The organism is Streptomyces sp. NPDC093252, from assembly GCF_040683675.1.
In the GTDB taxonomy this organism is placed as follows: domain Bacteria; phylum Actinomycetota; class Actinomycetes; order Streptomycetales; family Streptomycetaceae; genus Streptomyces.
The window spans coordinates 98,939-112,189 of record NZ_JBFBEM010000004.1; the positions used below are offsets into that span (position 1 = coordinate 98,939).

Sequence of the window (13,251 nt, forward strand, 5' to 3'; positions counted from 1 at the left end):
ACCCCCCATCCCCAGTACCGAAGCACCCCGCACCCCCCGCACCACCGCACCCGCACCACGAGAGGGACCCCGCACATGAACACCACCAGAAAGGCGCTGACGGCCATCGCCGTGACCACGGCGCTCACGCTCGGCGCGACCGCCTGTTCCGGGTCCGCGGCCGACACCCAGGACTCGGCGGTCCAGCTCCGGATGACGGTCTGGACCTCCGACGAGGCCCAGCTCAAGCTGCTGAACGACATCGCCGCCGACTACCGCGCCGACCACCCGGACATCGCGAAGATCACCTTCGAGTCGCTGCCGTTCGCCGAGTACAACACCACCCTCACCACCCAGATCGCTGGCGGCAACGCCCCCGACCTCGCCTGGATGGGCGATCTGTCCAGCGATCTCATCGCCTCCGACGCCCTCCTCGGCCTCACCGACAAGCTCAAGGCCACCCCGGGCTGGAAGTACGACGACCTGCTCGGCAGCGTGACCGCCGAGTTCAGCCGCGACGGCACTCTCTACGCCTACCCCTTCTCCAACTCGCCGTACGCCCTGTACGTGAACACCGACCTGCTCGCCGAGGCCGGGCAGGAGATCGATCCGGCGACCCTGACCTGGGACCAGGTCGCCACCGCCGGAGCGGCCGTGAACGACAAGACCGGCAAGGCCGGGTTCGTCGTCCGCGACTTCGACTACAAGGCGTGGAACACGCTGGCCACGGTGTGGACCGGCTGGGGCGCGTCGGCCTGGAGCGAGGACGGCAAGACCTGCACCTTCGACAGCCCGGAGATGGAGGACGCCTTCACCTTCCTGCACGACGCGGCGTTCAAGACCCAGGCCATGCCCGGCCCCGGCACCACCGCCGACTTCTTCGCCGGGGACGCCGCCTTCACCGTCGCCCAGGTGTCCCGCGCCTCCCTGCTCACCGGCTCGTTCGACTTCGCCCTCCACCCCCTCCCCGAGGGCCCCGCCGGGGACTACGCCGTGCTCGGCCAGGCCGGGGTGGGTGTCCTGGCCTCCAGCCGGAACCCGGAGCAGGCGGCCGACTTCCTCGCCTTCCTGACCAACCCGGCGAACGCCGAGAAGCTCGCCCAGTACTTCCCGCCGCCCCGCAAGTCGCTGCTGACGGGGGAGAAGCTCGCCGCCAACAACCAGGTCCTGAACGCCACCCAGCTCCAGGACGCCGTCGTCGACCAGTTGCCGCAGGCCGTCACCCTGCCCAACCACGCCAACCCGGCCGAGATAGCCCAGAAGGGCAAGACCGCGCTGGACGCGATGTGGCAGCCCGACGCCGACATCCCGGCCGTACTGCGCTCGGTCTGCGCCGCGATCGAACCGATTCTGGCCAAGTGAGCAACGCAAAAGCCACTGCCGCGCAGACCGCAGCCGCGCAGACCGCAGCCGCGGAGGCCGCCGCCGCGGGTGCCGATGCCGTGGACGCCGATGGCGCGGAGACCGCCACCGGGCGGACCGCCGGCCGGGCGGCGGCACCCGCCGCTCGCGGCGCCGCCCGGTTCGCCGCCCGAGGCGCTGCCGCCCGGGGCGCTGGCGCCCGGGGCGCCGCCGCCCGGATGGCCGGCCCACGCTTCTGGACCACCCGCCGCCGGGACACTCTGACCGGCTATCTCTTCATCCTGCCGCAGCTCGCCGGGGTGGCGGTGTTCGTGCTGCTGCCGGTCGGGATGGCGATCTGGTACAGCCTCAACCAGCGCAACGTCTTCACCGGCGAGCAGACCTTCGTCGGCGCCCGGCACTACGCCGCCCTCGCAGACGACCCCCAGCTCCCCGAGGTGCTGCTGGCCACCCTGCTCTTCTCCGGCGGGGTGGTGATCCTCAACATCACCCTCGGACTGCTCATCGCCGTCCTCCTCAACCGCCGGTTCCGCGGGGTCACCTTCTTCCGGACACTGTTCTTCTCCCCGGTGGTCGTCTCCGTGGTCGCCTGGACCCTGGTCTGGGGCTTCCTCCTCCAGGACAACGGCGGCATCAACGGCCTGCTCGCCACCGTCGGCATCGACGGCCCCAACTGGCTCCAGCGCGGCGACACCGCGATGGTGTCCGTGATCCTCACCCAGGTGGTGCGGAGCGTCGGGGTCAATGTGGTCCTCTTCCTCGCCGCCCTCCAGGGCGTCCCGCGCGAGCTGTACGAGGCGGCCCGGATCGACGGTGCGGGCAGCCGCGCGGTGTTCACCCGGATCACCCTGCCGCTGATCTCCCCGACGATCCTGCTGACCGTCATCGTCACGATCGTCGGAGCGCTCCAGTCCTTCGCCCAGATCGCCGTACTGACCGGCGGCGGACCGGAACTGTCCACCACGGTCCTCGTCTACTACGTGTTCCAGCAGGCGTTCGAGTTCAACGACATCGGCTACGGCTCGACGCTCGCCCTGATGCTGCTGTCCTTCGTCATGCTGCTCACCCTGCTGCAATGGCAGCTCCGCCGTAAGTGGGTGTTCTATGAGGACTGACCGAGTCCGTTCGGTCCTGCTGGTGCTCGCCCTCGCGGTGCTGGCGCTCCCCTTCGTCGTACCGACCGTCTGGATGGTCGCCGCGTCGGTCAAGCCCCTCGCGGAGATCTTCCAGGCCCCGCCCTCGCTGTGGACCGACTCACCCACCCTGTCCGCCTACACCGAGGCGTTCAGCTTCCAGCCCTTCGCCCGGCAGTACCTCAACAGTGTCTACATCGCCGTCCTGGTCACCCTGATCACCTTGACGGTGTCCAGTCTGGCCGGGTACGCCTTCGCCCGGATCCGGTTCCCCGGGGCCAACGCCCTCTTCCTCGTCGTGCTCACCGGCATGCTGGTGCCGAGCGAAGTGACCATCGTGCCGCTGTTCCAGCTCTTCAAGTCGGCGGGACTGGTCAACACCCACTGGCCGCTGATCCTGGTGACCGCGCTGGCCGCGCCCTGTGTGCTGGCCACGTTCATCATGCGGCAGTTCTTCATCACCCTCCCCGTCGAACTGGAGGAGGCGGCCCGGCTCGACGGCCTCGGCCGCCCGGCGATCTGGTGGCGGATCTGTCTGCCGCTGGCCCGCCCGGCGCTGTCGGCGGTGGCGATCCTGACCTTCCTCGCCTCCTGGAACCTGTATCTGGAACCCACCGTCTACCTCACCTCACCCGACCTGTTCACCCTGCCCCAGGCCCTGACCCGCTTCACCGACGCCTATGGCGGCCAGATGTGGAACACCCAGCTCGCCGCGGCCACCATGACCGTACTGCCGATGCTGATCGTCTTCGTCGTGGCCCAGCGCCACTTCGTGGAGGGGCTGTCCCACTCCGGGCTGAAGTGACCCCGCGCCGCGCTCCCCGGGGGAGGGGCCCGGCCGGGACGGGCCGGGATGTTAGAAAGCGGACATGGATCTCGCCCACACCCGCATGCACAGCCGCACCCATACGCACACTCACACCCACACCCCTCCGGCAGGTGCCCGATGACCGCCGGTGCCGACACCCCCGACCGCCGCGGCCGGACCGGTCTGCACCGCACCGGCCTGGACCTCGACCGCAACCCCCGGGTCAGGGTCCGGGACGTCCGGCTGCTGTCCAGCCACTGGTACGTGGAGCGGGCCACCACCTTCGACCTCCGGCGTGCCGACGGCACCTGGAGCACCCAGCAGCGCGAGACCCACGACCGGGGCAACGGCGCCACCATGCTGCTGTACTCCACTGAGCGGGGGACGGTCCTGCTCACCCGGCAGTTCCGGTTCCCGGTGTATGTCAACGGACACCCCGACGGCATGCTGATCGAGACCCCCGGCGGACTCCTCGACGACGATGACGAGCACCCCGAACGGGCCGTGCGGCGCGAGGTGATGGAGGAGACCGGGCACACCATCGGCGCGGTCCGCCATGTCTTCGACGTCTATATGAGCCCGGGTTCGGTGACCGAACGGGTCAGTTTCTACGCCGCCGAGTACGCGGCCTCGACCCGCACCCACGAGGGCGGCGGACTGGACGAGGAGGGCGAGGACATCGAGATCCTCGAACTGCCCTTCCGGCAGGCCCTGGCGATGATCCGCTCGGGGGAGATCGCCGACGCCAAGACGATCATGTTGCTCCAGTGGGCGGCACTGGAGGGCCCGTTCGCGGCGGAACGCCCCTGACCGCCTTGACTTGAAGAGCACTTCAACGCCCAGACTCCCTTTCGAGCCCGGACAACCCGGCTCGAAGGGGAGGAAGCGCAAAAATGCCCATGAAGTACCGCACGATCGGCACCGACCCCGCCCACCGCCGTGAGGTGAGCGTGCTCGCGCTGGGCGCGATGCTGTTCGGCTCCCGTACCGACGAGGCCACCTCGTTCGCCGTGCTGGACCGCTTCGCCGAGGCCGGCGGCACCTTCATCGACACCTCCGACAACTACGCCTACTGGGAGGACGGCGGCCAGGGCGGGCAGAGCGAGGAACTGCTCGGCCGCTGGCGGCGCAGCCGGGGCGTCGGCGACGAGATCGTCATCGCCACCAAACTGGGCGCCCGCCCCCTCGCCCCCGGCACCGGATACATCGACAACCCCGAGGGCCTCTCCGCCGAGGTGATCCGCGAGGCCGCCGAGCGCAGCCGGGAGCGGCTCGGCGTGGAGCGGCTCGACCTGCTCTACGCGCACATCGAGGACCGGACCGTCCCGCTGGAGGAGACCGTCGAGGGGTTCGCGGCGCTGGTCGCCGAGGGGACCGTCGGACTGCTCGGCGTCAGCAACCACGCCATCTGGCGGGTGGAGCGCGCCCGCGCGCTGGCCGCCGCCGCCGGACTGCCCGGCTACGAGGTGCTCCAGTACCAGCACAGCCTGCTCCGCCCCCGCTACGACGTGCCCAGCGCGATGTTCCCGGAGGGCAGTCTCGGGCACGCGGGCGCCGAACTGGCCTCGTATCTGCGGGCCGAGCCGGACCTCACCCTCGTCGCCTACTCACCGCTGCTGGCCGGTGCGTACACCCGGCCCGACAAGCCGCTGCCCGCGGACTACGCGCACCCGGGCAACCCGGTGCGGCTCGCCGTGCTGCGGGAGGTGGCCCGGGAGACCGGCGCCACCCTCAACCAGGTGGTGCTGGCCTGGCAGCTCGCCTCGGACCTGCCCGTCCTGCCGCTCGCCGGGGCCTCCTCGGTGGCGCAGGTGGAGGAGAACCTCGCGGCGGTCGACCTGGAGCTGACCGAGGAGCAGCGGGCTCGGCTGGATGGGGTGCACTGAGGTGCCGACGGGTGTGCCGGTCAGCCCCGGCCGGACGGGGCGCACCGAGCCGCCCGCGGGTGGCCGGTCAGCCCCTGACGAGCAACTGGAAGTCGAAGGCGTAGCGGGACGCCCGGTAGATGTGGGTGCCGTACTCCACCGGGCGGCCGGTGACGTCGTAGGCGGTGCGGCGCATGGTGAGGAGGGCGGCGCCCGGGGGCTCGTCGAGCAGGGGGCCCTCCTCGGGGGTGGCGGAGCGGGCGCCGACGGTCTGGTGGGCGCTGTGCAGGGTGATGCCTGCGGTGCGCAGCGCGCGGTAGAGGCCGGTGGCCTCCAGGCGGACGGTGTCGGGGGTGAGGACGTCCGTCGGGAGGTAGTTGACGAGGAAGGCGACCGGGAGGTCGTGGGTGAGGCGGAGCCGTTCCAGGAGGGTGACCGGGGTGCCCTCGGGGAGGCCGAGGGCGGTGGCCGCCTCGGCGGGGGCGGGGACCGGCTCGTTGCGCAGCACCCGGGTGGTGGGCTGCTGGCCGGCCGCCTCCAGGTCGTCGTAGAGGCTGCTCAGTTCCAGGGGGCGTTTGACCTTGCGGTGGACGACCTGGGTGCCGACGCCGCGGCGGCGGACCAGCAGGCCCTTGTCGACCAGGGACTGGATGGCCTGGCGGACCGTGGGCCGGGACAGGCCGAGGCGGCCGGAGAGGTCGACCTCGTTGCCGAGGAGATTGCCCGGGGGCAGCTCCCCGCGTTCGATCGCGGCCTCCAACTGCTGGGCGAGCTGGTGGTACAGGGGTACCGGACTGGCCCGGTCCAGCGTGAAGTCCAGCGAAGCGAGGGCGGAGACAGACGGGACGGACGGGACGGACGGGGCTCCGGTCGTCGCCACGGGGGGCACCTCCTCGGCGGGGTACTCGACGTCCTGAGAGCTAAAGGCCGGAAGGGGAGCCTTGTCAAGGCTTTGTACTTACATTCGGACCTTGTTCTGCAATGATGTCCTAACAAAGTATTGACAGCGGGCGCCTGAGGGGATTTGATCCCGGGCACCGGGTCCTCCGCGACCCTGCCGACCGGCCGGTAACCCTGCCGGCCCGGCCGGCGGTCCCGTCGACCCGGTGGACACCTTTCCTTTCCCCGGCCGCACAGTGAGGTGCAGCAACGATGGACCGCTCCGCTCGCTCCCGCAGAATGATCCCCGCCCTCGCCGTGGCCGCGGCGGCGGCCCTCGCCCTCGCGGGCTGCTCCAGCGGCTCCGGCGGCAAGAAGGCCGAGGAGACGCCGGGGGAGGGAGCCGCCGCGGGCAAGGCCACCACCCCCCGGATGACCGTCGCGCTGGTCACCCACCAGGCACCCGGCGACACCTTCTGGGACATCGTCCGCAAGGGCGCCCAGGCCGCCGCCGACAAGGACAACGTCAAGCTCGTCTACTCCGCCGACCCCAACGCCGGAAACCAGGCCAACCTGGTGCAGAACGCCATCGACCAGAAGGTCGACGGGATCGCCGTCACCCTCGCCAAGCCCGACGCCCTCAAGGGCGTCCTCGACAAGGCGCGCGAGGCCGGGATACCCGTGGTCGGCCTCAACTCCGGGCTCAGCGACTGGAAGGACCTCGGTCTGATGTCGTTCTTCGGCCAGGACGAGACCGTCGCGGGCGAGGCCCTCGGCAAGCGGCTCAACGCCGACGGCGCCAAGAACGTCGTCTGTGTCATCCAGGAGCAGGGCAACATCGGTCTCACTCAGCGCTGCGACGGCGTGAAGAAGACCTTCTCCGGCACCACCGAGATCCTCAACGTCAACGGCACCGACATGCCGTCCGTGAAGTCCACCATCACCGCCAAGCTCACCGAGAACACCGCCATCGACCATGTCGTCACCCTCGGCGCGCCCTTCGCGCTGACCGCCGCGCAGTCGGTGGACGAGGCGGGCAGCTCGGCCAAGGTCGCCACCTTCGACCTCAACAAGCAGCTCACCGGCGCGATCTCCGCCGGGGACATCGCGTTCGCCGTCGACCAGCAGCCCTACCTCCAGGGCTACCTCGCCGTCGACGGACTGTGGCTCCACAAGAACAACGGCAACTACAGCGGCGGCGGCGAGCAGCCCGTCCTCACCGGCCCGGCCTTCGTCGACAAGACCAACGTCGAGGCCGTCGCCGCGTTCGCCGAGAAGGGCACCCGGTGATGAGTACGTCCTCCCCGGCCGCACCGGCGGTGAGCACACCGCCGGCCGGCGGCCCCCGCCCCGCCGACGGCCGCACCCGGCAGCGCCCGCTCGCCCTGCGGCTGCTCGCCCGGCCCGAGATCGGCGTGTTCCTCGGCGCCGTCGCCGTCCTGGTCTTCTTCCTGATCGCCGCGCCCTCGGTCCGCCAGGGCGGCTCGATGGCCACGATCCTCTACCAGGCGTCCACCATCGGCATCATGGCGCTGCCGGTCGCCCTGCTGATGATCGGCGGCGAGTTCGACCTGTCCGCCGGGGTCGCCGTCATCACCTCCGCGCTCACCGCCAGCATGCTCAGCTACCAGCTCACGCTGAACGTCTGGATGGGGGTGATCGCCGCCCTCGTCGTCTCCGTCGGCGTCGGCGCCTTCAACGGCTGGATGCTGGTGAAAACCGGACTGCCCAGCTTCCTGATCACCCTGGGCACCTTCCTGATCCTCCAGGGCGTGAACCTCGCCGTCACCAAATGGGTCACCGGCAACGTTGCCACCGACGACATCTCGAACATGGACGGCTTCGAGCAGGCCAGGGCCCTGTTCGCCTCCTCCTTCGACATCGGCGGCGTCCAGGTGAAGATCACCGTGGTGTGGTGGCTGGTCTTCGCCGCCCTCGCGACCTGGGTCCTGCTGCGCACCAAGTACGGCAACTGGGTGTTCGCCGTCGGCGGCAACAAGGAGTCCGCGCGGGCCGTCGGCGTCCCGGTCACCTTCACCAAGATCAGCCTGTTCATGCTGGTCGGCGTCGGCGCCTGGTTCATCGGCATGCACAACCTGTTCTCCTTCAACACCGTGCAGTCCGGCGAGGGCGTCGGCCAGGAGCTGATCTACATCGCCGCGGCCGTCATCGGCGGCTGCCTCCTCACCGGCGGCCACGGCTCGGCCATCGGCCCGGTCTTCGGCGCCTTCATGTTCGGCATGGTGAACCAGGGCATCGTCTACGCCGGGTGGAACCCCGACTGGTTCAAGGCGTTCCTCGGTGTGATGCTGCTCGGGGCCGTGCTCATCAATCTGTGGGTCAGCCGTACGGCGACCCGGAGGTGACGGAAGAAATGACCAGCAACGCCGCCGGCACCCACGGGGCCGTCCTCCCCGACTCCCCGCCCGCCCCGGACCGCCCCCTGGTGGAACTGCGCGCCGCGGGCAAGTCCTACGGCAACATCCGCGCCCTGCACGGCGTCGACCTCGCCGTCCACGCCTCCCGGGTGACCTGCGTCCTCGGCGACAACGGGGCCGGGAAATCCACCCTCATCAAGATCGTCTCCGGGCTGCACCAGCACACCGAGGGCGACTTCCTCGTCGACGGTGAGCCCGTCCGCTTCTCCAGCCCCCGCGAGGCCCTGGACCGCGGGATCGCCACCGTCTACCAGGATCTGGCGACAGTGCCCCTGATGCCGGTCTGGCGCAACTTCTTCCTCGGCTCCGAGCTGACCCGCGGCCCCTGGCCCGTGCGGCGCCTCGACATCGCCCGGATGAAGGCCACCGCCGACGAGGAACTGCGCAACATGGGCATCGTCCTCGACGACCTCGACCAGCCCATCGGCACCCTCTCCGGCGGCCAGCGCCAGTGCGTCGCCATCGCCCGCGCCGTCCACTTCGGCGCCCGCGTCCTCATCCTGGACGAGCCGACCGCCGCCCTCGGCGTCAAGCAGTCCGGGGTGGTGCTCAAGTACATCGCCGCCGCCCGCGACCGCGGCCTCGGCGTCATCTTCATCACCCACAACCCGCACCACGCCTATATGGTCGGCGACCACTTCAGCGTGCTGCGGCTCGGCACCCTCGAACTCTCCGCCGACCGCAGCGAGGTCAGCCTGGAGCAGCTCACCAACCACATGGCGGGCGGCGCGGAACTCGCGGCGCTCAAGCACGAGCTGTCCCAGGTGCGGGGCGTCGACGTGGACGAACTCCCGGACGCCGAGCCCGGCACCGACCCCGGTATCTCCGGTACCGGCTCCGCCACCGGCCCCGATGCCCCCAGTACCGGCCCCTCCTCCGCCCCCTCCTCCGAAGGGAAGTCCTGACCATGTCCGCCGCACTCGACCGGATCAGGGTGGGCTCCGCCCCCGACTCCTGGGGCGTCTGGTTCCCCGACGACCCCCAGCAGGTCCCCTGGCAGCGCTTCCTGGACGAGGTCGCGGACGCCGGCTACTCCTGGATCGAACTCGGCCCCTACGGCTACCTCCCCACCGACCCCGCCCGCCTCACCGACGAGATCGCCCGGCGCGACCTCAAGGTCTCCGCCGGAACCGTCTTCACCGGCCTGCACCGCGGCCCCGCCGTCTGGGACGCCACCTGGCAGCACGTCAGCGAGGTCGCCGCGCTCACCCAGGCCATGGGCGCCCGCCATCTCGTCGTCATCCCGTCCTTCTGGCGCGACGACAAGACCGCCGAGATCCTGGAACCCGCCGAGCTGACCGCCGAGCAGTGGGGGCATCTCACCCGGGGCATGGAACGCCTCGGACGCGAGGTCCGCGACACCTACGGCCTGGACATCGTCGTCCACCCGCACGCCGACACCCATATCGACACCGAGGCCCATGTCGAGCGCTTCCTCGACGCCACCGACCCCGGCCTGGTCGGCCTCTGCCTGGACACCGGGCACTACGCCTACTGCGGCGGGGACAGCGTCAAGCTGATCGAGACCTACGGCGAGCGCATCGGCTATCTCCACCTCAAGCAGGTCGACCCGGACATCCTCGCGGACGTGGTCGCGAACGGCGTCCCCTTCGGCCCGGCCGTGGCGCGCGGGGTGATGTGCGAGCCGCCGTCCGGCGTGCCGGAACTGGAACCGGTGCTGGTGGCCGCGCAGCGGCTCGGCGTCGACCTGTTCGCGATCGTGGAGCAGGACATGTATCCCTGCGAGCCGGACGCTCCGCTGCCGATCGCGGTACGGACGCGCAAGTTCCTGCGGTCCTGCGGGGCGTGAGCGGGTTCTTACGGTACGGGGTCGGGTGCGGGTGAGTGGGGGCTGGTCGCGCAGTTCCCCGCGCCCCCAAGAAGAAGGGGCGTTGCCGCAGAGGCTTCTCAGGGGCGCGGGGAACTGCGCGAACGAGCCCCACCGGCCCGCACCCGATCCACAAGGTCACCCCACATCGGTCGCGGCGGGCCGCCGCCGCACCAGCCCGAGAACCCCCGCCGCCGCGAGGATTGCACCCGCGCTCCCCGCCCCGATCGGCACCGTCACCCCCACCGCCCGCAACTGCCCCGCGTCCGCCTCCGCGCGGTCCACCGCGAACTGCTGGGTGTCCGCGGTGAACGCCAGCTTCTCCACATCCAGCAGGGTCACCGCGTCCTCGTCGGAGCCGGGCGCCCGCAGGGTGCGCCGGGGGCCCAGCTCGGCGTAGAGCGTGCGTCCCGTCGCCTGGTCCACGACCAGCTTGATGCCCTGGTTGGAGTACCACTCCTCGGCCAGGATCTGCGGCGACTCCGTCTTCCCCACCAGCGCGCCCGGCACCTGCCGGGTGCCCACCTTCATCGGGGCCACCTCGCCGGTGAACGCCAGCCCCTCATAGCCGCGCACCTTCTCGGGGCCCTGGTAGCGGAGCATCACCGTGGTGTCGCCGGTGCTGTCCCACCAGCGGTAGGTCCGCTCCTCCACATCGAAGGGGAACTTCAGATACGCCTCGCCCTCGTGATACGGCTGCTCGTCGCAGCAGTGCACGGGCTCGTTGGTGCGCCGGTCGGTGACCCAGCGGGCGGTGGCGAAGTCCAGCGCGTCATGCGGATCGGCGGCCGGCAGCGAGGCATCGGTGTCGACGGTGGTCACCACGTCCCACACCGCCGCGTCGGCCCGCTCGCTGGCCGCCACGTCCCCGCGCACCCGCTGGGTGACGGTGATCGGCTGGTTCTCCAGCGTCTTCGCCTCACCGGTGTCGAAGTAGCTGCCGCTGCCCTTGTAGACGGCCGTCACATCGATGTCGATCGGGTTCACCGCGGCCCGCGGTTTCACATACCAGACCAGCATCGGCGCCAGCACCAGCAGAAACACCCCGATGCCCAGCAGGACCAGGGGGAGGGGGGTGACACTCCGGCGCATCCGCTGCTCCCGTTCGATTTTCGACCGATGTGGCGACTGACGTGGTGATGGGTGTGGCGACAGGCGTGGCGCGCCTGACGTGGTGCCTGCTGTGGCGCCTGATGTGGTGACTGACGCGGCGACACATAACGACGCTGCCCGCAGACCGTAGGAGCAGCCCGGGGGGTGCGTCTACGCACCTGGGTGACAAAAAGGGGGCCAATGCGGGGCGATCGGCAGCCGCCCGCCCCTCGTCCGGATGCGCCCGGCGCGCGGGGGAGCGTCCCGCGTGGCAGATTCCGGAGTGCGGTCCGGTGTTCGGTGACCGGCGTTCGGTGCCTGATGCCTGGTGGGTGGCGGGCGGTGGGCGTTGGACCGGTCCGCGCTGCGCGGACCCGGCGGCCGGGCCGGGACGATCCGAACGACAGTCCTAGCTGCCCGGGGATGGCCCTCATGGCTCTGCACCAGACCAACCGCGACGACGACGTCCCCTTCGACGATGTCTACTCCCTGCCCATCAGCGGGCGTGAGCTGCCGAAGTACCAGGTCCCCCGGGGGGTGTCCGACGCGCGGGCGGTGAAGGCGCTGATCCACGACGAACTGACCCTGGACGGCAACGCCTCGCAGAACCTCGCCACGTTCTGCACCACCTGGGCCGAGCCCGAGGTGCACGCCCTGATGGACGAGTGCCTCGACAAGAACATGATCGACAAGGACGAGTACCCGCAGACCGCCGAGATCGAGAACCGCTGCGTCCATATGCTCGCCGACCTGTGGAACTCACCCGAGGGCGCCCGCACCCTCGGCTGCTCCACCACCGGCTCCAGCGAGGCGTGCATGCTCGGCGGCCTCGCCCTGAAATGGCGCTGGCGGGAGCGGCGCCGGGCCGCCGGGAAGCCCACCGACCGGCCCAATCTGGTCACTGGACCGGTCCAGGTCTGCTGGGAGAAGTTCGCCCGCTACTTCGATGTCGAACTGCGCCAGGTGCCCCTGGAACCGGACGCCCTGGGCCTGCGCGCCCATCAGCTCCGCGAGTACTGCGACGAGAACACCATCGGGGTCGTCGCCATCCTCGGCGTCACCTACACCTGCGTCTACGAGCCGGTCGCCGAGATGGCCGCCGAACTCGACCGCCTCCAGGCGGACACCGGCCTGGACATCCCGATCCACGTCGACGGGGCCAGCGGCGCCTTCGTCGCCCCGTTCCTCCAGCCCGACCTGGTCTGGGACTTCCGGCTGCCCCGGGTCGCCTCCATCAACGCCTCCGGCCACAAGTACGGCATGGCCCCGCTCGGCGTCGGCTGGATCGTCTGGCGCGAGGCCGACCTCCTCCCGGACGACCTGGTGTTCCGGGTCGACTACCTCGGCGGCGACCTGCCCACCTTCGCCCTGAACTTCTCCCGCCCCGGCGGCGAGGTCGTCGCCCAGTACTACAACCTGCTGCGCCTCGGCCGCGAGGGCTACACCCAGGTCCACGGCTCCTGCGCCACCACCGCGCGGATGCTGGCCGGGAAGCTGCGCGAGATGGGCCCGTTCACCGTGCTGCACGACGGCCACGAGGCGCTCCCGGCGGTCTCCTGGACCCTCACCGACCCCGCCGCCACCGCCTTCACCCTCTACGACCTCACCGACCAGCTCCGCCGCCGCGGCTGGCAGGTCCCGGCGTACCCGCTGCCCGCCAGCCGCCACGACACGGTCATCGCCCGCGTCCTGGTCCGGCACGGCATCGGCTACGACAAGGTGGTGCTGCTGGCCGAGGACATCCGCAAGGCCGTCGACCAGCTCTCCGAGGGCCGGGCGGCCCATGTGGCGGAACAACCCGGGTTCCACCACTGACGCGGCGGAGCCATGTACGGCGGCGCCATATGCGGCAGCGCCATATGCGGAG

General features: G+C 70.7%; 12 protein-coding genes. 10 read left to right on the forward strand and 2 right to left on the reverse strand.

The genetic code is table 11. The annotated features are described in order from the left end of the window. The first annotated feature begins 75 nt into the window (after nt 1-75). The 5 genes from AB0O01_RS09325 to AB0O01_RS09345 all read left to right on the forward strand — a co-directional run bounded on the left by AB0O01_RS09325 (nt 76) and on the right by AB0O01_RS09345 (nt 5,168). Nucleotides 76-1,341, forward strand: coding sequence for a sugar ABC transporter substrate-binding protein (locus AB0O01_RS09325; protein ID WP_365311883.1), 1,266 nt, complete (start codon nt 76-78; stop codon nt 1,339-1,341). A 218-nt stretch (nt 1,342-1,559) separates the two neighbouring features. Further along, nucleotides 1,560-2,456: a sugar ABC transporter permease gene (locus AB0O01_RS09330; RefSeq protein ID WP_365312419.1), complete on the forward strand. Its 897-nt coding sequence runs from the start codon at nt 1,560-1,562 to the stop codon at nt 2,454-2,456. Further along, nucleotides 2,446-3,279: a carbohydrate ABC transporter permease gene (locus tag AB0O01_RS09335; RefSeq protein WP_365311884.1), complete on the forward strand. Its 834-nt coding sequence runs from the start codon at nt 2,446-2,448 to the stop codon at nt 3,277-3,279. The genes AB0O01_RS09330 and AB0O01_RS09335 overlap by 11 nt, the downstream gene beginning before the upstream one ends. A 141-nt stretch (nt 3,280-3,420) precedes the next feature. Then, nucleotides 3,421-4,092, forward strand: a complete 672-nt coding sequence (locus AB0O01_RS09340) for an NUDIX domain-containing protein (protein WP_365311885.1) — start codon at nt 3,421-3,423, stop codon at nt 4,090-4,092. Nucleotides 4,093-4,181: 89 nt separating this feature from the next. Then, complete coding sequence (locus AB0O01_RS09345; RefSeq protein ID WP_365312421.1) at nt 4,182-5,168, forward strand: aldo/keto reductase; 987 nt, start codon at nt 4,182-4,184, stop codon at nt 5,166-5,168. 67 nt (nt 5,169-5,235) lie between these two features. Here the strand turns inward: AB0O01_RS09345 and AB0O01_RS09350 are convergent, their stop codons facing one another. Next, nucleotides 5,236-6,027: a GntR family transcriptional regulator gene (locus AB0O01_RS09350; protein WP_365311886.1), complete on the reverse strand. Its 792-nt coding sequence runs from the start codon at nt 6,025-6,027 to the stop codon at nt 5,236-5,238. A gap of 272 nt (nt 6,028-6,299) precedes the next feature. Between AB0O01_RS09350 and AB0O01_RS09355 the strand changes: the two genes are divergently transcribed. The 4 genes from AB0O01_RS09355 to AB0O01_RS09370 are packed head-to-tail and all read left to right on the forward strand — an operon-like array spanning nt 6,300 to nt 10,274. After that, nucleotides 6,300-7,316 (forward strand): sugar ABC transporter substrate-binding protein, encoded by a 1,017-nt coding sequence (locus AB0O01_RS09355; protein ID WP_365311887.1) that lies wholly within the window; start codon nt 6,300-6,302, stop codon nt 7,314-7,316. Then, complete coding sequence (locus tag AB0O01_RS09360) at nt 7,316-8,392, forward strand: ABC transporter permease (RefSeq protein WP_365311888.1); 1,077 nt, start codon at nt 7,316-7,318, stop codon at nt 8,390-8,392. Before AB0O01_RS09355 ends, AB0O01_RS09360 begins: the two co-directional genes overlap by 1 nt. 8 nt (nt 8,393-8,400) lie before the next feature. Further along, nucleotides 8,401-9,369, forward strand: a complete 969-nt coding sequence (locus AB0O01_RS09365) for an ATP-binding cassette domain-containing protein (RefSeq protein WP_365311889.1) — start codon at nt 8,401-8,403, stop codon at nt 9,367-9,369. Between the two features lie 2 nt (nt 9,370-9,371). After that, nucleotides 9,372-10,274 (forward strand): sugar phosphate isomerase/epimerase, encoded by a 903-nt coding sequence (locus tag AB0O01_RS09370; RefSeq protein WP_365311890.1) that lies wholly within the window; start codon nt 9,372-9,374, stop codon nt 10,272-10,274. Nucleotides 10,275-10,430: 156 nt separating this feature from the next. Here AB0O01_RS09370 and AB0O01_RS09375 read toward each other — a convergent pair whose 3' ends face one another. Continuing rightward, nucleotides 10,431-11,384, reverse strand: coding sequence for a DUF3068 domain-containing protein (locus tag AB0O01_RS09375; RefSeq protein WP_365311891.1), 954 nt, complete (start codon nt 11,382-11,384; stop codon nt 10,431-10,433). Nucleotides 11,385-11,816: 432 nt separating this feature from the next. Between AB0O01_RS09375 and AB0O01_RS09380 the strand changes: the two genes are divergently transcribed. Next, on the forward strand, nt 11,817-13,199 hold the full coding sequence (locus tag AB0O01_RS09380; protein WP_365311892.1) for a glutamate decarboxylase: 1,383 nt from the start codon (nt 11,817-11,819) through the stop codon (nt 13,197-13,199). The last annotated feature ends 52 nt before the right edge of the window (nt 13,200-13,251 follow it).